Annotated in this window: 22 protein-coding genes and 1 tRNA gene; 18 read left to right on the forward strand and 5 right to left on the reverse strand. The window is 65.8% G+C overall.

From position 1 onward, the window contains the following. Positions 1-73: 73 nt before the first annotated feature. The 9 genes from D8676_RS17850 (at position 74) to D8676_RS17890 (ending at position 7,659) form a co-directional block, all read left to right on the forward strand. Positions 74-1,711 (forward strand): ABC transporter substrate-binding protein, encoded by a 1,638-nt coding sequence (locus D8676_RS17850; protein WP_121582629.1) that lies wholly within the window; start codon positions 74-76, stop codon positions 1,709-1,711. A gap of 31 nt (positions 1,712-1,742) precedes the next feature. Then, positions 1,743-2,810, forward strand: a complete 1,068-nt coding sequence (locus tag D8676_RS17855) for an ABC transporter permease (protein WP_121582456.1) — start codon at positions 1,743-1,745, stop codon at positions 2,808-2,810. Next, positions 2,807-3,724 carry a nickel transporter permease gene (gene nikC, locus D8676_RS17860; RefSeq protein WP_121582457.1) on the forward strand — a complete coding sequence of 306 codons (918 nt, stop codon included), beginning with the start codon at positions 2,807-2,809 and terminating at the stop codon, positions 3,722-3,724. Before D8676_RS17855 ends, nikC begins: the two co-directional genes overlap by 4 nt. Then, entirely contained in the window at positions 3,721-4,554 is an 834-nt protein-coding gene (locus D8676_RS17865) for an ABC transporter ATP-binding protein (RefSeq protein ID WP_121582458.1), read from the forward strand. The genes nikC and D8676_RS17865 overlap by 4 nt, the downstream gene beginning before the upstream one ends. Next, a complete protein-coding gene (locus D8676_RS17870) occupies positions 4,551-5,357 on the forward strand; it encodes an ABC transporter ATP-binding protein (RefSeq protein WP_121582630.1) in 807 nt (268 codons plus the stop codon). Before D8676_RS17865 ends, D8676_RS17870 begins: the two co-directional genes overlap by 4 nt. Before the next feature lie 34 nt (positions 5,358-5,391). Next, a complete protein-coding gene (locus tag D8676_RS17875; RefSeq protein ID WP_121582459.1) occupies positions 5,392-5,646 on the forward strand; it encodes a DUF2188 domain-containing protein in 255 nt (84 codons plus the stop codon). Positions 5,647-5,667: 21 nt separating this feature from the next. Next, positions 5,668-6,657, forward strand: coding sequence for a D-erythronate dehydrogenase (denD, locus tag D8676_RS17880; RefSeq protein WP_121582460.1), 990 nt, complete (start codon positions 5,668-5,670; stop codon positions 6,655-6,657). Between the two features lie 85 nt (positions 6,658-6,742). Continuing rightward, a complete protein-coding gene (locus tag D8676_RS17885) occupies positions 6,743-7,273 on the forward strand; it encodes a dihydrofolate reductase family protein (RefSeq protein WP_121582461.1) in 531 nt (176 codons plus the stop codon). Positions 7,274-7,371: 98 nt separating this feature from the next. Next, on the forward strand, positions 7,372-7,659 hold the full coding sequence (locus D8676_RS17890) for a glycine zipper 2TM domain-containing protein (protein ID WP_121582462.1): 288 nt from the start codon (positions 7,372-7,374) through the stop codon (positions 7,657-7,659). Between the two features lie 142 nt (positions 7,660-7,801). On the opposite strand, the gene yidC is transcribed toward D8676_RS17890, so the two are convergent. From yidC to rpmH, 3 genes are read right to left on the reverse strand one after another with little or no spacing between them, the layout of a single operon-like run. Further along, a complete protein-coding gene (yidC, locus tag D8676_RS17895) occupies positions 7,802-9,607 on the reverse strand; it encodes a membrane protein insertase YidC (protein WP_121582463.1) in 1,806 nt (601 codons plus the stop codon). Between the two features lie 17 nt (positions 9,608-9,624). Further along, positions 9,625-9,978, reverse strand: a complete 354-nt coding sequence (rnpA, locus tag D8676_RS17900) for a ribonuclease P protein component (RefSeq protein WP_121582464.1) — start codon at positions 9,976-9,978, stop codon at positions 9,625-9,627. A gap of 14 nt (positions 9,979-9,992) precedes the next feature. Next, on the reverse strand, positions 9,993-10,127 hold the full coding sequence (gene rpmH, locus D8676_RS17905; protein ID WP_008833937.1) for a 50S ribosomal protein L34: 135 nt from the start codon (positions 10,125-10,127) through the stop codon (positions 9,993-9,995). Positions 10,128-10,469: 342 nt separating this feature from the next. Between rpmH and D8676_RS17910 the strand changes: the two genes are divergently transcribed. From D8676_RS17910 to D8676_RS17920, 3 genes are all read left to right on the forward strand, one after another. After that, positions 10,470-11,891, forward strand: coding sequence for an FAD-dependent oxidoreductase (locus D8676_RS17910; protein WP_121582465.1), 1,422 nt, complete (start codon positions 10,470-10,472; stop codon positions 11,889-11,891). A 35-nt stretch (positions 11,892-11,926) separates the two neighbouring features. Continuing rightward, positions 11,927-13,420 carry a HAMP domain-containing sensor histidine kinase gene (locus D8676_RS17915; RefSeq protein ID WP_121582466.1) on the forward strand — a complete coding sequence of 498 codons (1,494 nt, stop codon included), beginning with the start codon at positions 11,927-11,929 and terminating at the stop codon, positions 13,418-13,420. A 221-nt stretch (positions 13,421-13,641) separates the two neighbouring features. Further along, positions 13,642-13,718, forward strand: a tRNA-Arg gene (locus D8676_RS17920). A gap of 57 nt (positions 13,719-13,775) precedes the next feature. Here the strand turns inward: D8676_RS17920 and D8676_RS17925 are convergent. Next, positions 13,776-14,225, reverse strand: coding sequence for a GNAT family N-acetyltransferase (locus D8676_RS17925; protein ID WP_183097139.1), 450 nt, complete (start codon positions 14,223-14,225; stop codon positions 13,776-13,778). A 176-nt stretch (positions 14,226-14,401) separates the two neighbouring features. Beyond that, the gene (locus D8676_RS17930; RefSeq protein WP_183097140.1) at positions 14,402-15,166 is read right to left on the reverse strand and encodes a helix-turn-helix domain-containing protein; all 765 of its coding nucleotides are present in this window, start codon (positions 15,164-15,166) and stop codon (positions 14,402-14,404) included. A gap of 129 nt (positions 15,167-15,295) precedes the next feature. On the opposite strand from D8676_RS17930, the gene D8676_RS17935 reads away from it, so the two are divergent. From D8676_RS17935 to D8676_RS17960, 6 genes are all read left to right on the forward strand, one after another. Continuing rightward, complete coding sequence (locus tag D8676_RS17935; protein ID WP_121582469.1) at positions 15,296-16,459, forward strand: extracellular solute-binding protein; 1,164 nt, start codon at positions 15,296-15,298, stop codon at positions 16,457-16,459. 78 nt (positions 16,460-16,537) lie between these two features. Beyond that, the gene (locus tag D8676_RS17940; RefSeq protein WP_121582470.1) at positions 16,538-17,410 is read left to right on the forward strand and encodes an ABC transporter permease; all 873 of its coding nucleotides are present in this window, start codon (positions 16,538-16,540) and stop codon (positions 17,408-17,410) included. Next, positions 17,404-18,186 (forward strand): ABC transporter permease, encoded by a 783-nt coding sequence (locus D8676_RS17945; protein WP_183097141.1) that lies wholly within the window; start codon positions 17,404-17,406, stop codon positions 18,184-18,186. Before D8676_RS17940 ends, D8676_RS17945 begins: the two co-directional genes overlap by 7 nt. Continuing rightward, complete coding sequence (locus D8676_RS17950) at positions 18,183-19,271, forward strand: ABC transporter ATP-binding protein (RefSeq protein ID WP_121582472.1); 1,089 nt, start codon at positions 18,183-18,185, stop codon at positions 19,269-19,271. The genes D8676_RS17945 and D8676_RS17950 overlap by 4 nt, the downstream gene beginning before the upstream one ends. Continuing rightward, entirely contained in the window at positions 19,271-20,755 is a 1,485-nt protein-coding gene (locus D8676_RS17955) for an amidohydrolase family protein (RefSeq protein WP_121582473.1), read from the forward strand. The genes D8676_RS17950 and D8676_RS17955 overlap by 1 nt, the downstream gene beginning before the upstream one ends. 11 nt (positions 20,756-20,766) lie before the next feature. Next, complete coding sequence (locus D8676_RS17960; protein ID WP_121582474.1) at positions 20,767-21,858, forward strand: DUF4432 family protein; 1,092 nt, start codon at positions 20,767-20,769, stop codon at positions 21,856-21,858. The last annotated feature ends 19 nt before the right edge of the window (positions 21,859-21,877 follow it).

Consider the following 21,877-nt stretch of genomic DNA (forward strand, 5'->3'; position numbering starts at 1 on the left):
CTACGGCCCGACAAAAACGGGCCTTGAAGGGCGGGGAAACTCAACGACAACATAACAGGGAACCACCGACATGATGATGGGAAAGACGCACGGACGTTTCCGCATGGCGCTTGCTGGCGCTGCAATGTCTGCACTGATCTTCGCCGCCGCACCCGCCGTCGCCGAGACGCCGGCCGATACGCTCGTCCAGGCTTGGGCGATCGACGACATCATCACCATGGACCCCGGCGAAGCGTTCGAGATCAGCACCGGCGAGATCACCGGCAACACCTACGACATGCTGGTGCGGCTCGACATCAACGACACCACCAATGTGGTCGGCGGCGTGGCGGAGAGCTGGACGCTGTCCGACGACGGCCTGACCTACACGTTCAAGCTCAAGCCGGACCTGAAATTCGCCTCGGGCAATCCGATCACCGCGGAAGACGTGGCCTGGTCGTTCGAGCGCGCCGTGAAGCTCAACAAGAGCCCGGCCTTCATCCTGCAGCAGTTCGGCCTGACCGGCGACAACGTCACCGAGAAGGCCAAGGCCACCGATCCCTTGACCTTCGTGTTCACGGTGGACCAGGCCTATGCGCCTAGCTTCGTGCTCAACTGCCTCACCGCGACGGTTGCCGCCGTGGTCGACAGCAAGCTGGTGAAGGAACATGTCGCAGCGGTCACGCCAAGCGACGAGTACATGTTCGACAACGACTTCGGCAATGACTGGCTGAAGACCAACTATGCCGGGTCCGGCCCGTTCAAGCTGCGCGAATGGCGCGCCAACGAGGTCGTCGTGCTGGAGCGCAACGACAATTATTACGGGCCGAAGCCAGCGCTCCTGCGCGTCATCTACCGGCATGTGAAGGAAAGCGCCACGCAGCGCCTGATGCTGGAGAAGGGCGACATCGACGTGGCGCGCAACCTGGAGCCGGGCGACTACGAGGCGGTGTCGCAAAATGCCGACCTGGCGACCACCTCGGCGCCCAAGGGCACCGTCTACTACATCAGCCTCAACCAGAAGAACCCGACGCTGGCGAAGCCGGAGGTGCGCGAGGCCTTCAAGTGGCTGGTCGACTACGACGCGATCGGCTCGACCCTCATCAAGGGCATCGGCGAGATCCACCAGAACTTCCTGCCCAAGGGCGTGCTCGGAGCCTCCGAGGACAATCCCTACAAGCTCGACGTCGCCAAGGCGAAGGAACTGCTCGCCAAGGCCGGATCGCCGGACGGCTTCAACGTGACCATGGACGTGCGCAGCTCGCAGCCGGTGACCGGCATCGCCGAGTCGATCCAGCAGACGACGGGACAGGCGGGCATCAAGATCGAGATCATCCCGGGCGACGGCAAGCAGACGCTGACCAAGTACCGGGCGCGCAACCACGACATCTATATCGGCCAGTGGGGCGTCGACTACTGGGATCCGAATTCCAACGCGGAGACCTTCACGTCGAACCCCGACAATGCCGACGACTCGCCCAACAAGACGCTTGCCTGGCGCAATGCCTGGGACGTGCCGGAACTGACCGCAGCCACCAAGGCCGCCCTGCTGGAACGCGACAACGCCAAGCGCGCCGACATGTACAAGGAACTGCAGAAGACCTTCCTCGAGACGAGTCCGTTCGTGCTGATCTTCCAGCAGACGGAAGTGGCGGGGCTGCGCAACACCATAAAGGGCTACAAGCTCGGACCGACCTTCGACACCAATTTCGTCGGACCGGTGACGAAGTGACAATCCGGACGCGGCCGTAGAGGCTCGCCGGTTGTCCGTCAGCGAAACAAGGACCGGGGCGGGGCGCAGACGCGCCCCCGCATCGGTCTACGCGTCCGCCGCCCTGCGGTTCCTCGGTGTCGTCGTCGTCACCTATCTCGGCCTGCTTGCCGTCACCTTCTTCATCGGGCGGGTCATTCCGATCGACCCGGTGCTGGCGATCGTGGGGGACCGGGCGCCGGCGAGCGTGATCGCGCAGGCGCGCAAGGAATATGGGCTCGACCTGCCGCTCTACGAGCAGTTCGTGCTCTATGTGAAAAACGCCCTGACGGGCAATTTCGGCCGCTCGGTGCTGTCGACCAATCCCGTGATGGCCGATATCGCCCGCGTATTCCCGGCGACGATCGAGCTCGCCACCCTCGGCACGATCATCGGCGCGGCGGTCGGTGTGCCGCTCGGCGTCCTCGCCGCCGTCAAACGCGGCAGCCTCGTCGACCAGATCGTCCGGGTGATCGGGCTGGTCGGCTATTCGGTGCCGATATTCTGGCTCGGTCTGATCGCGCTCCTGGTCTTCTATGCACGGCTTGGCTGGACCGAGGGACCGGGCCGCATCGGCATCGCCTACGAGTTCACCTTCACGCCGATCACCGGCTTCTACCTGCTCGACGCAGTGCTGCAGCGGGACTGGGGCGCCTTCCGCGACATATTCGGGCACATCATCCTGCCTGCCGCGCTGCTTGGCTATTTCTCGCTTGCCTATATCAGCCGTATGACCCGCTCCTTCATGCTGGCCGAACTGTCGCAGGAATATATCGTGGCGGCGCGGGCGAAGGGCCTGAGCGAAAGCCGCATCATCTGGCTTCACGCCTTGCGCAACGCCGCCGTGCCGCTGGTGACGGTGATCGCGCTCTCCTATGCCGGGCTGCTCGAAGGGTCGGTGCTGACCGAGACGGTGTTCGCCTGGCCGGGGCTCGGGCTCTACATCACCAACTCGCTGCAGAACGCCGACATGAATGCCGTGCTCGGCGGCACCATCGTCATCGGCTCGGTATTCATCGGCATCAACCTGCTGTCCGACGCGCTCTACCGCATGCTGGACCCGAGGACCCGCACGCGATGAGCACGACAGCGCAGACCCGCCGGGAATGGCTGCTCAGCGACCGGCCGCAATCGCGGCTGCAGGCGAAACTCGGCCGCGCATACGTGACCTGGCGGCGATTTTCCGGCAACGGGCTGGCGCTTGTCGGGCTCGGTATCATCGTGGCGCTCGTGCTGGTGGCGATCTTCGCCGACCTCATCGCGCCCTACTCCCCGACCATCGGCGACTTGAAGAATGCGCGGCTGCTGCCGCCGAGCGCGACGCACTGGTTCGGCACCGACGATCTCGGCCGCGATATCTTCTCGCGCATCGTCCACGGCTCCCGGCTGACGCTTTTCGTCGTCATCCTGGTCGCGGTCATCGCCGCGCCGATCGGCCTCCTGGTCGGCACGGTCGCCGGTTATGCCGGCGGCTGGATCGACGCGGTGCTGATGCGCGTGACAGACATCTTCCTCGCCTTCCCCAAGCTGATCCTGGCGCTCGCCTTCGTGGCGGCGCTCGGGCCGGGCATCGAGAACGCGGTGATCGCCATCGCCATCACCTCGTGGCCGCCCTATGCGCGCATCGCGCGGGCCGAGACGCTGACGGTGCGCAACTCGGACTACATCGCCGCCGTGCGACTGATGGGCGCGTCGCCGATGCGCATCGTGCTGCGCCACATCATGCCGCTCTGCCTGTCGTCGCTGATCGTGCGCGTGACGCTCGACATGGCGGGCATCATCCTGACGGCGGCCGGGCTCGGCTTCCTCGGGCTCGGCGCGCAACCGCCGCTGCCCGAATGGGGCGCGATGATCGCGTCGGGCCGCCGCTTCATCCTCGACCAGTGGTGGGTGGCCGGCATGCCGGGCATCGCCATCCTCGTCGTCAGCCTCGGCTTCAACCTGCTCGGCGACGGGCTGCGCGATGCGCTGGATCCGAGGAGCGGCGAGCAATGAAGCCGCTGCTCGACGTGAAGAGGCTCGGCGTCCGCTTCCCGACCCGCACCGGCACGATAGAGGCCGTGCGCGGCATCTCCTTCACGCTCGGTCGCGAAAGGCTCGGCATCGTCGGCGAATCCGGCTCTGGCAAGTCGCAGACCGGCCGCGCGATCATGGGGCTGACGCCTGCGAATGCCGAGGTTTCCGCGGACCGACTGGAATTTGACGGCATCGACCTCATGAAGGCCCCTCCCCGGCTGCGCCGCGACCTCAGGGGAAAGCGCATCGCCATGATCCTGCAGGACCCGAAATATTCGCTGAACCCGGTGATGACGATCGGCCGGCAGATCGTCGAGGCGCTGCGCGCGCACGAGGCCGTCGGCAAGGCACAGGCGCGCGAAAGGGCGCTCGCCATGCTCGAGGCAGTGCAGATCCGCGACGTGAACCGCGTCTACGACCTCTATCCGCACGAGGTGTCGGGCGGCATGGGCCAGCGCGCCATGATCGCGATGATGCTGATCGCGGGGCCCCAGCTTCTGATCGCGGACGAGCCGACCTCGGCGCTCGACGTGACGGTGCAGCTCGACATATTGCGCATCCTCGACCGGCTGGTCGGCGAAAGCGGCATGGGCCTGATCTTCATCTCGCATGATCTGAGGCTGGTCTCGTCCTTCTGCGACCGGGTGATCGTCATGTATGCGGGAAAGATCGTGGAGGAACTGCCCGCCGCCGAGCTTGCCCGGGCACGCCACCCCTACACACGCGGCCTGCTCGACTGCATGCCGAGGATCGGCGAGCAGCGGCATCCGCTGCCGGTGCTCGACCGCAAGCCGGAGTGGGCGCTTTGACGGCGGCCCTGGCGATCGACGGCCTGGGCGTGGTCTACGACCACTACCATGTCCTGAAGGGGGTGAGCCTCCGGATCGAGCCGGGAGAATCCTACGGGCTGGTCGGCGAGTCCGGCTCGGGCAAGTCGACGCTTCTGCGGGCGATCGCCGGGCTGGCGCCCGTGTCGGCCGGCACGATCACGGTCGACGGCGAAACGCTCGGCCCGCGCCGCGACAAGGCCTTCCACCGCAAGGTCCAGATGGTGTTCCAGGACCCCTACGGCTCGCTGCATCCACGCCAGACGGTGGACCGGCTGCTGCTGGAGCCGCTCGCCATACACGGCTTCGCGAATGCGGAGGAACGCATCGTGCGCGCACTCGACGAGGTCGGGCTGGGCTCGGGCTTCCGCTTCCGCTATCCGCACCAGCTTTCGGGCGGACAGAGGCAGCGCGTGGCAATCGCACGGGCGCTGATCCTCGAGCCTTCCATATTGCTGCTCGACGAGCCGACCTCCGCACTCGACGCCTCGGTGCAGGCCGAGGTGCTGAACCTGCTGGAGGAGGTGCGGCGGACGCGCAGCCTCACCTTCCTGATGGTCAGCCACGATCTCGCGATCATCACCCATCTGTGCGGCCGGCTGATGGTGATGCATAATGGCGCCGAGGTCGAGACGCTCGACGCCGCAAGCCTTGCCGCCGGGCATGTGACGCAGGATTATAGCCGCAGGCTGCTGGCGGCGAGCGCCGGCTTCGTGCGGACGGCCGAGCCTGCTGCCGGACCGACTGCCGGGCGGTTTGCTTCCGCCGGGCAGCGCTCCATATGAAGCCGGCAGCGGGAGAAGATGAGCGGAGAAGGCGATGAACAAGGTCACCTACGAGATCGTCGAGCATGACGGAGGCTGGGCCTACAAGCTCGGCACCACCTATTCGGAGACGTTCCCTTCCCATGCCGACGCCCTCGCGGCCGCGAAAATCGCGGCGGCGGAGCAGCAGGTAGCTGGCAGAACCGAGGGAATCGAGTACGAAGATGCGGCGGGCAAGTGGCACGGCGAGGTTGCCCAGGGCGACGATCGCCCGCAAACGGAAGTTTCCGACGGGCCCGACGAAGACTGACACCAACACGATCGGACAGACATGCACATACTTGTTATCGGCGCGGCTGGAATGGTCGGGCGCAAGCTGGTCGAGGCGCTCGTCGCCAAGGGCGAGATCAACGGCAAGCTGATCGAACGGCTGACGCTGGTCGATATCGTCGAACCGGCCGTGCCGGCGCGCTTCGCCGGCAAGGCCCGCACCCTCGCGGCCGACCTGTCCGACGAGGGAGTGGCGACAGGACTGGCCGCCGAGCGGCCGGACTTGATCTTCCACCTTGCGGCGATCGTGTCGGGCGAAGCGGAAGCCGATTTCGAGAAGGGCTACCGGGTCAACCTCGACGGAACGCGGGAACTCCTGGAGGCGATCAGGCTGGAGGGCAAGAAGGCTCCCTACAAGCCCAAGCTCGTCTTCACCTCGTCGATCGCAGTGTTCGGCGAGCCGCTGCCTGCAGTCATAGACGACACGCACCATCACACGCCGCTGACCAGCTACGGCACACAGAAGGCGATCGGCGAACTTCTGCTCGCCGACTATTCGCGGCGCGGCTTCCTCGACGGGATCGGCATCCGGCTGCCCACCATCGTGATCCGGCCGGGCAAGCCCAACAAGGCAGCGTCCGGCTTCTTCTCCAACATATTGCGCGAGCCGCTGTCGGGACTGGAGGCCGTGCTGCCGGTCAAGGAAAGCGTTCGCCACTGGTTCGCCAGCCCGCGCGCGGCGGTCCGCTTCCTGATGCATGCCGCCGCACTCGATACGGCGGCACTCGGCAACCAGCGCTCGCTCAGCATGCCCGGCCTGTCGGCGACGGTCGGCGAGGAGATTGAGGCGCTCCGGCGCATCGCCGGCGAGAAGGCGGTGAAGCTGATCCGCCACGAGCCCGACGAGACGATCGCCAAGATGGTCGCCGGCTGGCCGCAGAATTTCGATGCCAGCCGGGCGGTTTCGCTGGGCTTCGAGGCGGAGAGCTCCTTCGACGAGATCATCCGCGCGCATGTCGAGGACGAACTCGGCGGCACGATCCCGGCGTAAATACGGGAAACCGGTACCGGGACCGACAGGGCCCGGAAGCCCGGCACCGCCGGGTATTCTGAAGCCTGGGGCGGAGGAGTATCGCATGGCGAAGCTCGTCTTTGGAATGAACCTGTCCCTGGACGGCTATGTCGACTTTCAGGAATTTGCGCCTGATCCCGCGCTCTTCCGTCACTGGACAGATCACGTTCGCGGCCTGACCGGCAGCGTCTACGGCCGCCGCATGTACGAGGTCATGCGCTATTGGGACGAAGACCACCCTGATTGGACCCAGGAACGCCGCGACTTCGCGGAGGCGTGGCGGCGCCAGCCGAAATGGGTCGTGTCGCGCTCGCTGAAGTCTGTCGGTCCCAACGCCACGCTCGTCGCCGATGACGTCGAGGCGGTGGTACGCGGGCTGAAGGATAGGCTGGCAGGCGAGGTTTCCGTTTCCGGACCGGAACTGGCGCAAAGCATGACCGAGTTCGGTCTTGTCGACGAGTACCGCCTCTATTTCCACCCCGTCGTGCTCGGTCGCGGCAAGCCATTCTTCGCCGGTCCCCGGCCGCCGCTCCGCCTCGTCGCCAGCGACTTGATCGGCAGGGACGTGATCCGATTGACGTATGTTCCTGCCTGATCAGGCAACGCGCAGGTTCCGGCAAGCACGACTGGCGCGCGACATCATTCATGCTAGTGTTGCCGGGGGTCCGCCTAGATTATTGTTAGGAGCGTCTAATGAGACTTCATGGTAAAGTTGCTTTCGTCTCCGCACTTCTTTGCATTTCGCTGGCCGGCTGCGCTGCAACCGAGCAGGAACAGCGCGCCGGTACCGGCGCACTGGTAGGCGCCGGCGTCGGCGCCCTGGCCGGCCAGGCGATTGGCGGCAATACGAGGTCCACGGTGGCCGGCGCGGGCGCCGGTGCTCTTCTCGGGGCAGTTGTCGGAACCGCATCCACGCCGCGGAGCACGGAATACTGCCGCTACCAGCGTCCTGACGGTTCTATCTATACGGCGCGCTGCTAAGAGGGACCTGACGAGCGGCGGGATCGCCGGCCCGTTCACGATACTCAACCAGGCAACCGGATCAACGGCGGCTGATGCGCTGCGTCAGCCGCCTACTATGGGCCGTTTGTGCTTCCGGTGAATAGCGCTGCACGCCGGCCGATCATTCGGCCGGCGACGGTTTCTTCTTGAACATGCCTGCGAGATTGTCCCAGAGCTCGATCTTGGCGCCCTGGCGCTTCATGATCACGCCCTGCTGGATGATCGAGAGCAGGTTGTTCCAGGCCCAGTAGATGACGAGGCCGGCCGGGAACGACGCCAGCATGAAGGTGAAGATCACCGGCATCCAGGTGAAGATCATCTGCTGAGTCGGGTCCGGCGGCGTCGGGTTCATGCGCATCTGCAGGAACATCGTGATGCCCATGATGAGCGGCCAGACGCCGATCATCAGGAAGGCCGGCACGGCGAAGGGAAGCAGGCCGAACAGGTTGAAGATCGAGGTCGGGTCCGGCGCGGCAAGGTCCTGGATCCAGCCGAAGAAGGGCGCGTGGCGCATCTCGATGGTGACGTAGAGCACCTTGTAGAGCGCGAAGAAGACCGGGATCTGGATCAGCACCGGCCAGCAGCCTGCGACCGGATTGATCTTCTCGGTCTTGTAGAGCTCCATCATCGCCTGCTGCTGCTTCATCTTGTCGTCCGCGTATTTCTCGCGGATCTCCATCATCTTCGGCTGCACGACCTTCATGCGCGCCATCGACTTGTAGGACTTGTTGGCGAGCGGGAAGAAGATCGCCTTCACGATGACGGTGGTGGCCAGGATGGCGAGGCCGAAATTGCCGAGCGCCTTGTAGAGCCAGTCGATGAGATAGAACATCGGCTTGGTGATGAAATAGAACCAGCCCCAGTCGATCAGCAGGTCGAACTGGCGGATCTTCTGGTCGTTCTCGTAAGCCTGGATCTTGCCGACTTCCTTGGCGCCGGCAAAGACGCGGGTTTCGACGGTCGCCGACTCGCCGGGCGCGATGGTGATGGCGTCGGTGACGAAATCGGCGCGATAACGCGGGCGGCCGTTGTCGTCGAAATAGGCATAGCCCGGCTGGAAGGGCTGCGCGCCCGACGGCACCATCGCCACAGCCCAATATTTGTCGGTGATGCCGAGCCAGCCGTCGCTCGACTTGCCGGGCTTGATCTCCCGGTCTTCCTCGATCTGGGAGTAGTCGATCTCCTGCAGCCCCTCCTCGCCGGTGACGCCGATCAGACCTTCGTGGAGCACGTAGATCGAGGCGGTCGTCGGCTTGCCGAAGCGCATGATGCGGCCGTAATTGTGGAGGGACACAGGCGCCCCGCCATCATTCGTCACCGTGTCCGAGACGGTGAACATGTAGTCGGAATCGACCGCTATGGTGCGCCGGAAGGTCAGGCCCTTTTCGTTGGTGAAGGCGAGCGTGACGGGCGTGGTCGGGGTCAGCGTCTGCTCGCCCTCGACGGTCCAGACGGTCTCGGGACCCGGCAGCGTGCCGACGTCGGGCTGCCCGACAAAGCCGACCTCGGCGAAATAACCCTTCGGCAGGTTGGACGGCGTCAGCAGCTCGATCATCGGCGAGCTGTCGTCGACCGTCTCGTGATAGCGCTTCAGCCTGACGTCGTCGATGCGGGCGCCGGTCAGATTGATCGAGCCGGACAGGCTCGGCGTGTCGATCTTGATGCGGGCAGTGGAGGCGACCGCCGCTTCGCGGCTCTCGGCGCCCGGTGCGCCAGGAACCGCGCCGGGCGGGGTCGCAGGCGTATCGCCGGCAGTGCCCTGGCTCTGCGGCGCAGCCGTCTTCTGCTCGGCCGCGACGCGCTCCTGCTCGATGCGGGTAGTCTCGCGCTCCCGCTCGATCTTCGGATTCATGTAGAAGACCTGCCAGAGCGTCAGGATCAGCACCGAAAGCGCGATGGTGATAAAGAAATTGCGGTTGTTTTCCATCGTAGGCCTTTGGGATCCTAGCGCGTCTTGCGCAGCCGCCGCGACAGTTCGGTCTTGATTTCGGCAAAGGGTGCCGCCAGCACGTCCTCGCGCCCGACGATCACATAGTCATTGCCGCGCTGCATGTCACCTGCGGCGTGAACGCGGACGGCCTCTTTCAGCCGCCTGCGGACTCGATTGCGCACCGCGGCATTGCCGACCTTCCGGGTCACGGTGAAGCCGACACGGGCGGGCTCTTCGTCGCCGCGGTCGAGCACTTCCAACAGAAAAAGCCGCCCGCGGCGCTTCTCACCACGCCGGACGGCCAGGAATTCCGCCCGCTTACGCAGCCGCGCCGGGGCGGGCTGCCGGGGCTTGCCGGTATCCGGCAACGGGTTGCCTTCGTTCAGGCGGAGAGCCGCTTGCGGCCACGATTGCGGCGGGCGGCGACGACACCGCGACCACCCTTGGTGGCCATGCGGGCACGGAAACCGTGCCGGCGCTTGCGGACGAGTTTGGACGGCTGATAGGTACGCTTCATTTATTTAATACCGCGGCGTGCGGCCCTTCTTGGTTCTGTCACCGATGCAACAGGAGCTTGGCTTGGGCATGTCTGGCGCAACAAAAAGAGCGCCGGACTGAAGGCCCGAGCGTGCGCGGCTTATAATGAACAAAGGTTCGCGGAGTCAACCGGAAGCGCCGTACCGGCCGCCAGCCGACAAAGTGGCCGTCCCGGATACGTTACGCCGAGATTACCGTCGCCTTGTTGGCACTGGCGCTTGTCGCGATGCTCGCCACGATTGTAAGGAAGATGCGGGGGCGAAGCGCCCTGACTCTTCGCCGCTTTGCCGCGAAAGCGTCAGGCTCCGGGGTAAAGGCATTCATGGCAAAGGTACTCATTCCCGACATCTGCGTCATCGGCGGCGGGCCGGGCGGCCTCGCGGTTGCGACCGGCGCAGCGACGTACGGCATCAAGGTCGTGCTGGTCGACAAGGGTCCGCCGGGCGGCGGCAATCTCGGTCGTATCCTGCCCGCCGCGACGCTCGCGGCGGCAGCGCGGCAGGCCGAGGCGACACGCACCGGCGGCCGGTTCGGCCTGGAAGCGTCCGAGCCGGAAATCGACTTCAAGGCGGTGATGACCCATGTGCGGGAGGTGGCGGGCGCCGCCGCGCCCGCCGTCTCGGCCGAGCGGCTGGCCACGCTCGGCGTGACGTTGATCCATGGCGAGGCCCGCTTCACCGGCCGGGGGCGAGTGGTGGCGGGCGATACGGAGATACGCGCACGCCGCTTCGTGCTGGCGAGCGGTTCCTCGCCGGTCGTGCCCGATATCCCCGGCCTCGCGGAGATAGGCTGCCTGACGAGCGATACGATCCTCGAGGTCGGCCGCCGGCCGGGGCATCTCGTCATCATTGGAGGCGACCCGACGGGACTTGAGATGGCGCAGGCATTCCGGCGCCTCGGCTCCCAGGTCACCATGCTCGTGGAGACGACGGTGCTGCCCGGCGAGGATCCGGAAATGGCTGCGGTCGTCGCCCGCAGGCTGCGCGCCGAAGGCGTCGTCCTCCTCGAAGGCACCAAGGTCACGGCGGTCGAGCGGCGCGGCAAGACCAGCGTCAGGGTGCGGATCGAGACCGCGGCCGGCACCGACGACGTCGACGGCAGCCATCTGCTCGTCGCCGTCGGGCGCATGCCCGACGTCGGGGGCCTCGACCTCAAGAAGGCGCGCGTCGGGCTCAAGGGCAACGCCGTCGACGTCAGCGCCATGCTGCGCACGACAAACCGCCGGATATACGCCATCGGCGGCGTGACCGGCACGCCCGATTCGGCCCAGACGGCGACATACCATGCCGGCCTGGTGCTGAAGGCGCTGCTGTTCCGGCTGCCGGCGAAGGACCGCGCCATCGTGCCGCGCGTCGTCTACACCGATCCCGAACTCGCCCATGTCGGACTGACCGAGGCGCAGGCGTCTACGCGGCACAGGAAGCTCACCATCCTGCGCTGGCCCTACGCCGAGAACGACCGGGCGCGCGCCGGGCGCTGCACCGAGGGCCATATCAAGGTGGTCGCGGCCAGGAATGGCGGCATATTGGGGGTCACGATCGCCGGCGCCAACGCGTCCGAACTGATCGGCATCTGGACGCTCGCTCTGTCGAAAGGGCTCGGCCTCGAAGACATGGCGGCGGCGATACCGCCGCACCCGACATTGGGCGAAATTGGCAAAAGCGCCGCAATCGCCTATTTTGGAAGGAACAAGCGCACCCCGCTCGCACGCGGCATGGTGCGCCTGCTGCAACTTTTCGGCTGAGCAACAGACCGCTGTGGCCGGGGACCTTGTCTGGCATGAGCGAGAGAATTCTGCAGGATCCCGCCAAAACGCCTGAAGTGATCCCGTCACGGACGGTGCCGCTCGCACGCGGCCTGTCGATCAAGCTGCTGGTCCTCACGGTCCTCTTCGTGATGATCGCGGAAATCCTGATCTTCGTGCCGTCGATCGCCACCTTCAAGCTGCGCTGGCTGGAAGAACGGCTGGGGACGGCGGCGGCCGTCTCGGTGGTGCTCGTCCAGGAAGATTCCGAAAGCCTGCCCCGCGCCCTGCAGGACAATGTACTGCTGGCGATCGGCGCCAAGGCGATCGCGGTGCGCGAGGACGGCGTCTCGCGGCTGCTCGTCATCGCCGAGATGCCGCCCGAGGTCGACGAGCATATCGACCTTGCCCACACCGGGCCCGTGGCCGCCATGTCGGGCGCGATCGATACGTTGTTCTTCGGCGGCCAGAGAATATTGAGGGTGTTCGGCAAGGTCGGCGAAAGCGCCACCGAGTTCGAGCTCGTCATCCCCGACAACAGGCTGCGCCAGGCGATGCTCGTCTATTCGCGCAACGTGGCGATCCTGTCGCTGGTGATCTCGCTGTTCACCGCGACCCTGGTCTACGCGGTCATCGACCGCATCATGATCCGGCCGATCCGCGCGATGACCAACTCCATGCTCAACTTCGCGCAGGCGCCGGACGATCCTGGCCGCATCATCGACCCGGAAGACCGCTCTGACGAGATCGGCGTCGCCGAGCGCGAGCTTTCCGACATGCAGCGGCGCCTGCAGAAGACGCTCGGCGAGCAGAAGCACCTCGCCGATCTTGGCCTGGCGGTGTCCAAGATCAACCACGACATGCGCAACATCCTGGCCTCCGCGCAGTTGCTCTCGGACCGGCTGCGTGGGGTGCGCGACCCCTCCGTGCAGGCTTTCGCGCCGAAACTGCTCAGTGCACTCGACCGCGCCGTCTCCTACTCCGAGGGGGTGCTCGCCTACGGCCGCACCCAGGAGCCACCGCCGTCGCGCCGCCGGCTGCGGCTCAGGCGCCTCGTCGACGAGGTGCAGGACCTGCTCGGCGTCGACGATGCCGGCGGCATCGAATTCATCAATGCGGTCGATGCAGGCTTCGAGGTAGATGCCGATTCCGAGCAGCTGTTCCGCGTGCTCACCAACCTGTCCCGCAACGCGATCCAGGCGATGGCCGGGGACGATTCGGTGTCGGTGGTGCGGCGGCTGACCATCTCGGCGGACCGCATCGGCAGCGTCAGCCGCATCCTCGTCACCGATACCGGTCCCGGCCTGCCGCAAAAGGCGCGCGAGAACCTGTTCGCGGCGTTCCGCGGCTCGGCGCGCAGCGGCGGCACCGGGCTGGGGCTCGCCATCGCGCACGAGCTGGTGCGCGCGCATGGCGGCGCGCTCGAACTGGTCGAGAGCATCGGCGGCCGCACGGTTTTTTCGGTGTCGATACCCGACCAGCCGGTGCGCCTCGACGAGGCGCGCAGCGGGCTGAGGCGGCCGGCCTAACGAGCATTGGTCGCCATAGCGGCCACGCCGCACATGACCCGCAGCCCGGGGCTACCGACCGGCAGGCGGTGCCGCAGCGTCAAACCAGCCGGGATCGCGGCGGCTGGATACGCTCCGGAAAGTTTTGCATGGACCCGCTTGCTTTTCGCGCGCGCCGTCGCTAGTTAGCACCTCACATCGTGGCCGGTGCAGCATCGGTCACGGGCCTTCTTGGCCGACGCGCGCCCGTAGCTCAGCTGGATAGAGCACCAGACTACGAATCTGGGGGTCAGAGGTTCGAATCCTTTCGGGCGCGCCATTTTCTGTCATTGCGGACAACGTTGGATAGCAGACCCGGGGTCGGGCCACCGCAGCTTTACGGAAGTTCCTTCTCCAGCTCGACGGCGGGCGCAAGGTCTGTCGCGATGGTGCCGGCAAATCGATATCCGGCAGCCTCGTAGAATGGACGAGCCCGCTCACCGGCCACGACATGCAGCGATCGTGCGCCGAGCGCTGCGGCGCGGTGTTCGGCTTCGGCGAGCAGCGATCTGCCTATTCCCTTTCGCCATAGCTCGGGCGCGACGAACAGATCCTCCAGCTCGGCCTGGACAGCGTCCTTGCCGGGAAGAACGGTTGCGAAGCCAGCGAGCGCCCCGGCGAATTCCGCGACGATGACATGTGGCAGGTGCACGGCCGGAACCTCCCTGGCTTCGGGAAGCGCTTGCAGCTCCTCGACATGATCTCCCCAGGCCAGCGAAGATCGCAGCTTGAGGGCTCCCAGGTCGTGCCGGTCCTTCTCACGTGCCGCTCGAATGACGACTGCCATCACAGCCCCTGTCGGTATTGCAGCCATCATATCCTTCGCTGCAATTACGGTCGTCCATAAATGGCCTGGCAAGAGAAGACGACGGGGGTCTCCGGCGAAATCGTGATCTAACGACGATCGAGATAGCGGGCGGTAGCGTGAGCAACGGGCGGCACCGCCCGTCGATCACCTGCCTGTCAGATGGGAGCGGCGGATATCTCGGCGCAGGCCTCGACCAGCCTTGCCCTTATGCCTTCGAAATCCTCCCGGCGGTCGAGTTGCTGGAGGCAGGGGACGACGAGGCTTGCGACCGCGCGGCCCGACTTGTCCAGGATCGGAGCGCAGATGTCGATCACCCCGACCAGGAAATGGCTCGGTGAAACGACCGAACCGGCATTTGCGATCTCGTCGAGCTGCCGGTTCAGCTCGGCGAGCGGCGGCTTGCGCTCCAGCAGCGCCAGGCTTTCCTCGATCATCACCTGGCGGCGCTCGCCGGGCTGGAATGCGATGATCGTCTGGCCGGACACCGCTTCGGTCGCAGCATTGCCGTAGCCGAGCTGCAGGAAAAAGTTGAAGGCGGCCCAGGGCGGCGCCGCGTTGGCGACTACGACCGTCTGGCCGCGGCTCACCACCACCAGGTGCGTAGCAAGGCCGATGGCATTGGCAAACCGCTCCATGACCGGCAAGGCTACCTCGACCAGCGTGCGCGAGCGGGGCGCACGCATGCCGAGCTCGAACAGCCGGTTGCTCAACGACAGCCGGTCGGTGGCGGCGTCGCGGTTAAGATAGCCGCGCTCCATAAGCACATAGACCATCCGGAAAATCTCGTTCTTGGAGCGCCCGAGCTTTTCGCCGATCTGCCGCGCCGTCAGCGGGTCCGCCTCGGAAGCGAGCAATTCGAGGATGTCCAGTCCCTTTTCGAGGGCGGGCGCGGAATAGCCCGCACGTTCTTCGCCGCTCATCGGCTCTCCTGTTTCATAAGTGGTACTTGACTTCATATACGAAACCGTCCTTAACTACAAACAGCCGCCGCATCCGGGCGGCGCTGGGGATAAGCGCTCTTGGCAAGAGAGCCGTAGAGGAGAACGATCGTGGACGACAGATTGAAAGTCTTTCTTGACGCCAAGCTGAACGCCGACGTCAGCCGGCGACGCTTCCTGCAGGGTGCCGCGGGCTTGTCGACCTTGACGGTGCTCGGCGCCACGAGCCAGTCGTACGCCGCCGACGGCAAGCTGGGCGGCGAGCTGAACTTCCTGGGCTGGGACGGAGAGCATGGCGGCAATGTCGCCAAGCCCTTCCTCGAACAGAACAACATCAAGATGAACGCGTCCTTCCAGTCCGCCGCGGACGAGGCGCTCACCCGCCTCAACACCGGCGGCCGCGGGGCGATGGATATACTGACGCCCAACAAGGACTTCCAGACAGCGATCCTGAAGGCCGGCACGGAGCTGTTCCAGCCGCTGGACCTGGCCCGCATTCCGACCGCGAGCGGCCTGTTTCCCGCATTCAAGGACGCCCCCTGGCTCGTCAAGGACGGCAAGACATACGGCATCCCGATCATCTGGGGCGACGAGCCCTGCGTGTTCAATCCGAAGAAGTGGGACGCGATGCCGGCGAAATACACGGATTTCGCCGATCCAAAATACAAGGGCGAACTGGTGCTGCTCGACGATCCGTTCGGCAACATCTGGCTCTGGGCGAAGTCGCTGGACATGCCCGAGCCGAACCGCCTCACCGAGGAGCAGCTCCAGCAGGTGCTGGACGCGATGCTGAAGAGCAAGCCCAACGTGGTGACGATCGGCGCCTCGCATGGCGACATGGCTGACGTCCTGGTGCGCGGCGACGCCTCGATCGGCATCGGCGGCTGGGCATACCAGGTGATGATCGCCAAGGAGAAGGGCGTTGAACTCGTCGTTGGCTCGCCCTCGGTGGACGGCACCTTCTACTGGTCCGACTCCTACGCGCTCGCCGTCGATGCGCCGAATGTCGACAACGCCTACGGCTTCATCGACTTCATGACCAAGCCGGAATCGAACGCGGCGCTGGCTGCGGAACTCGCGTCAGGCTGCACCGTCGAAGCCGCATACGACCTGATGCCGGAAGACATCCGCTCGATGTTCCCGTACGACAATGTCCGCCAGCCGGGCGGCGGCATTCTGGGAACGCAGATCGTGGTGCCGCCGCAGGAGCCGGACGGCGACGTTGTCGGCGCGCCGTCATGGGTCGAGGCCTGGCAGACCTTCAAGGCCTCCTGACCGCAGCAACTCGCGCAGGCCGCCCTTGCGGTGCGGCCTGCGCATGTTCCCTGGCCATCCGAGTTATCGATCGCAGACATGTCGAGCGCGCCCATAGCTTCGTCGGCATCCGGCAAGGAGCGTCTTCTCGCGATGCTTCCCGCCGGCGGGTTCTACGCCGTCTTCTTCGTCGTTCCGATGCTTTGCCTGCTCGTGCTCAGCTTCTGGCGGGCGAAGGGCTTCGAGCTCATCCCGGACTTCACGCTGGACAACTACCGGAAAATCTTCACCTCGCCGCTCTATCGCGTGCTGATGCTGCGCACGATCGGCGTGGCCTTCGTCACCACGCTCATCGTCGTGCCGGTCGCCTTCACGCTCTCCTACATGATGCGCTTCGTCTTCGCGCGGCGCGGCCAACTGATCCTGCAGATCGTCCTGCTGTCGCTTTTCAGCGGCTATCTCGTGCGCATCTACGCGTGGCGCACCATTCTCGGAAAGCAGGGGCTGCTCAACTCCACCCTGCAATGGCTGGGCCTTGTCGACCAGCCGCTGGAATTCCTGATCTACAGCAACATAGCCGTCGTCATCACGCTGAGCGGACTGCTGCTGCCGCTCGCCGTCCTGCCGCTTTATTCCGCGATGCTCAACGTCTCGCGCGACTATCTCGAGGCGTCGCGCGATCTCGGCGCGAGCTGGGTCTATACGTTGCGCACGGTGCTGGTGCCGATGGCCTTGCCCGGCCTGCGCACGGCCTTCGCCTTCGCATTTCTGCTGTCGGCCGGCGACTTCGTCACACCGGCCCTCGTCGGCGGCTCGCAGAGCATGCTGATCGGCAACATCATTGCGGACCAGTTCCGCGGAATAGGCTCGAACTGGCCGCTCGGCGCGGCCATGGCCTTCGTCGTCGTCGCCATCATGCTTTTCGCCTATCTCGCCGCGGTGAACATCATCAGATGGGTGACGCGATGGTGAGAGCGAGCCGAGCATTGCCCGCCGCCTTCGTCGGCCTGGTGATCGCCTATCTCTATGCGCCAATCGCCGTCATCGTGATCTTCTCCTTCACGACGTCACCGAGGCTGAGCATGCCGATCGAGGGGCTGACGCTCGACTGGTATGCAAGCGCCTTCGACAACCCGCTGATCGCGACGGCGCTGCAGAACAGCCTGTTGCTTGCGGCGGTGTCGGCCCTGCTTTCGGGCGTGGTGGGAGCGGCCTTCGCATTCTGGCTCGTCACGCTGAAACGCGCACGGCTGCGCGCCGCGCTGCTGACGGCCAGCCTGATGCCGGCGATCGTCCCGCTGCTGGTCATCGGAATTGCGCTTGCCGTCGCCTTCCGCGCGGTCGGCATGCAGCAGGGCCTGCTCAACGCCGCCATCGGCCACATACTCGTCAGCCTGCCGTTCGTGGTCCTCACCATGAACGCGCGGCTTGAGACCTTCGATTTCAGCATATTGGAGGCCGCGCGCGACCTCGGGGCGACCCCGGCCCGCGCCTTCCGCGACATAACGTTCCCGCTTATCCGACCGTCCGTGATCGGCGCCGCGATGTTGGCCGCGGCGCTCTCCCTGGACGAGTTCGTCGTCACCTGGTTCAACGTCGGCAACCAGCAGACCGTGCCGGTGCTGGTGTGGGGCCTCATGCGCCGCGGCATCGACCCGTCGATCAACGCCATCGCGACGATCCTGCTCGGCCTGCTGGTCTGCCTTGTGATCGCCTCCAACATCATCAACCGAAGGAAGGTAAAGTGACGGCAGCTGCGGTTGAAATCGTGGGGGTGCGCAAGCAGTTCGGTCAGGTGACCGCGCTGGAGCGAGTGGACTTCGAGGTGCGCGCCGGAGAATTCGTGTCGCTTCTGGGCGCCAGCGGCTGCGGGAAGTCCACGCTGCTGCGCATCATCGCCGGTTTCGAGGCCCCCTCCGACGGCGCGGTGCATATCTATGGCGAGGACGTCACCCACCAGCCGCCGGAACGCAGGCCGACCAACCTGGTGTTCCAGCGGGGCGCGCTGTTCCCGCACATGACGGTGCGCGAGAACATCGCCTACGGCCTCAAGCTCAAGAAGTGGGAGCGCTCGCGCATCAACGCCCGGGTCGACGAGATGCTGGCGCTGGTGCGGCTCGACCGACTGGGCGAGCGGGAGCCTAGCCAGTTGAGCGGCGGGCAGGCCCAGCGCGTGGCGCTGGCGCGCGCCCTTGCGGGCGAGCCGCGCGTACTCCTGCTCGACGAGCCGCTGTCGGCGCTGGACCTCAAGCTGCGCCAGCAGATGCAGCTCGAACTGCGCGCCATCCAGAAGCGCCTCGGCGCCACCTTCGTCTTCGTCACCCACGACCAGACCGAGGCGCTGGTGATGTCCGACCGCATCGCCATCATGAACAACGGGCAGATCGTCCAGCACGGAAGCCCGCGCGAGATCTACCGCCGGCCCAAGTCGATATTCGTCTCGGATTTCGTCGGCGCGACCAATCTGCTGCGCGGCACCGTGCGCACCATCGAAGGTGGCGTGGCGGCGCTCGAAACTGACAGCGGGACCTATCTGGCGCCGACCGCCGACACGGCGCTTCGCATCGGCCAACGCGCCGTCTTGTCGGTCCGTCCAGAAGCCGTGAGACCGCTTCGAGACGGCGGCGCGCCCCGGGCTGGATATGGAGCAAGCGGCACCGTCAGCGAGATCATCTACCAGGGCAACAACGTCCGCATCGGCATACGCCTCGGACCGGACGTCACCTTCTGGGCCGAAGTCCGCGATCACGAGTTCGACGACCTCTCCGTCGGCGACCCGCTTGCAGTCGGCTGGCCCGAAGAGGCGGCAATCATCCTCGGGGAGGACGCGTGATGGACGCCAAGAAGAAATGCGCGCTGCTCGTTCGCAACGGCTACGTCATCACCATGGACGACGACGCCACCATCTATGAGCACGGCGCGGTGGCGGTCGGCGAGAACGGCCGCATCCTGGAAGTCGGCGACGACGCGGAAATCTCGGCGCGGTACGACCCCGGCAGGGAGATCGATGCGCAAGGCGCACCCGTACATCCGGGCTTCGTCGAATGCCACCTCCACGCATCCTACCATCTGTTCCGCGGCGTGCTGCCGGACCAGCTCGTGGAAAGCGAGTCCTTCGACACGTTCGAGGGCCATTTCTACAACACGGTGAACGACGAAGAGGAGTATCTCTCGGTCCTGCTCGCCTGCATGGAGCTGGTGCGCAATGGCAGCACCTGCTTCATGGAAGCCGGGACCATCCTGACGCCCGAGATGGCGGCGCGCGCGGCCAGGGAGGTCGGCGTCCGCGCCATATTGGGCGACGCCTTCATCTGGGATCAGCCGCAGGGCTTTGCGCAAGGCAAGACGGACGCGGCCGAAGACGGCTGCTTGACGTGCGCGGCCCAGGCGAAGCTGCACACCGAGCTGCGGCGCGCGCCGAAGACCCGCGCCGAGGCGCTGGCCTCGCTGGGCACCGAGCTCCAGCGGAATTCGGATCCGGACGCGCTGGTGACCGGGCATGTCGCGGTGCTCGGCCTGGGCACGGCCAGCGAAGAACTGATGATGGAGGCCAAGGCCTGCGCGGACGCCGCGTCGGTGACGCTGAACATCCATCAGTCCTACAGCCCGGCCGACACCGAGGCGGACCGCAAGCGGTTCGGAAAGGACCCTCTCGTCCATCTGTTCGAGACGGGTTTCCTCGACCGCAATGTCACCTTCGGACATGCCAATCACCTGACTGACGCCGAATGCGAGGCCCTGCTGGACAGGGGCACGTCGATCGCATGGGCTCCGGCAGCCTCGATGATGTGGGGGCACGGCAGCTCGCTGCACGGACGCCATGCGGAACTGTGGCGGCGCGGCGCCAACATCGCGCTCGGCTCGGACTCTCCCAACTGGTCGAACGACTTCGACCTCTGGCGGCAGGCGAACCTGGCCGTCATGGCGGCCCGCGACGTCCATATGGACCGCACCTTCCTGATCGCCGAAGACGGCCTCTATATGGCCACGCGCGGCGGCGCGCGGGCGGTCGGGCTCGAGAAGCAAGTCGGCTCGCTGGATGCCGGCAAGCGGGCCGACATCGTCATCCATACGCTCGATCGCCCGGAGATGGTGCCGAGCACCAACATGATCCGCAACCTGTTCTACGCGTCGCGGTCGAAGTCCGTGCATACGGTCATCATCGACGGACGCGTGATCCTGGAGGAAGGGCGTTTCACCAAGCTCGACGAGCGCGCCATCTACGCGGAAGTGCGCAAGGCTTCGCAGTCGCTGCTCTCCCGGATGGGCCATACGGTCGAAGCCAACTCAGTGCCGCGCATGCGGCGCCCTGCCTGACGAAAACCCAGATGCCGACCAATCCCGTATCCATCGAACTGCACGAGCGGATGTTCACCGAGACCGAAACGCTGCTCGCCGCAAGCGGCGCGCTTCGCGTCACCGCCTTCCGCTATCGTTCGGGCGTCGCCGCGCTGCGCGTCGAGAACGGGGCCGGGACGGCGATCCTGCTTCCCTTCCAGGGGCAGCAGATCTGGGACGCGGAATTCCTAGGCCGCCGGCTGACCATGCGCTCGATGTTCGACGAGCCGTTGCCGACGCGCGATTATCTCAGGACCTACGGGGCGTTCTTCATCCATTGCGGCGGAACGTCGATGGGCAACCCGGGGCCGGACGACACGCATCCACTGCATGGCGAACTGCCGAATCTCTCCTATCAGAAGGCGACGCTTGCGTTCGGCGAGGATGCGGCCGGGCCTTATGTCGAACTCAGTGGGGCAGGACGCGACACCGAAGCCTTCCACCATGACTTCGTGGCGCTTCCGCGCCTGCGGCTCCACGCAGGAGGGACATCGTTCAGTGCGGCGATCGAGGTCGAGAACCGCTCAGGCAAGCCGATGCCGTTCCTCTATCTCGCGCATATCAACTTCCTGCCCGCCAACGGCGGCGTCCTGATCGACACGGTCGGCGACGACCGGACCGATGCGGCCATTCGCGTGCCCGCGCTTGGTCCCGAGGCCAGCCATGCGGTGCGCGCTTATCACGACGCGGTGTCCGCCGATCCCTCGTCGCACAGGTCGCTGCAGGCCGGCGTGCCGGTCGAGCCCGAGCTGGTGCTGACCATGACGGCAAGAGCCGGACAGGACGGCTGGACCCATGCGCTGCATCGTCGCCCGGACGGGAGCGGCGATTTCGTGAGCTATAAGCCGTCCGAACTGCCCTATGCCGTGCGCTGGATCACGCGCAGCGAGGATCAGGACGCGCTCGGCCTCGTTCTCCCGGCGACGGCGCCGCCGGACGGGCTCGCCGCCGCGAAGCGCAATGGCCACATCGTGTGGATCGAGCCGGGCGGCTCGTTCCGGACGGAGATGACCTTCGGCGCGCTCGACCCGAAAGCGGCGGACAACCTTTCGAACATCATAGCTTCAATCCGCGGCCGTTAATCCCAGGCCGCCAACACAA

It is taken from the genome of Mesorhizobium sp. YM1C-6-2 (assembly GCF_003666685.1).
Classification (GTDB): Bacteria; Pseudomonadota; Alphaproteobacteria; order Rhizobiales; family Rhizobiaceae; genus Mesorhizobium_K.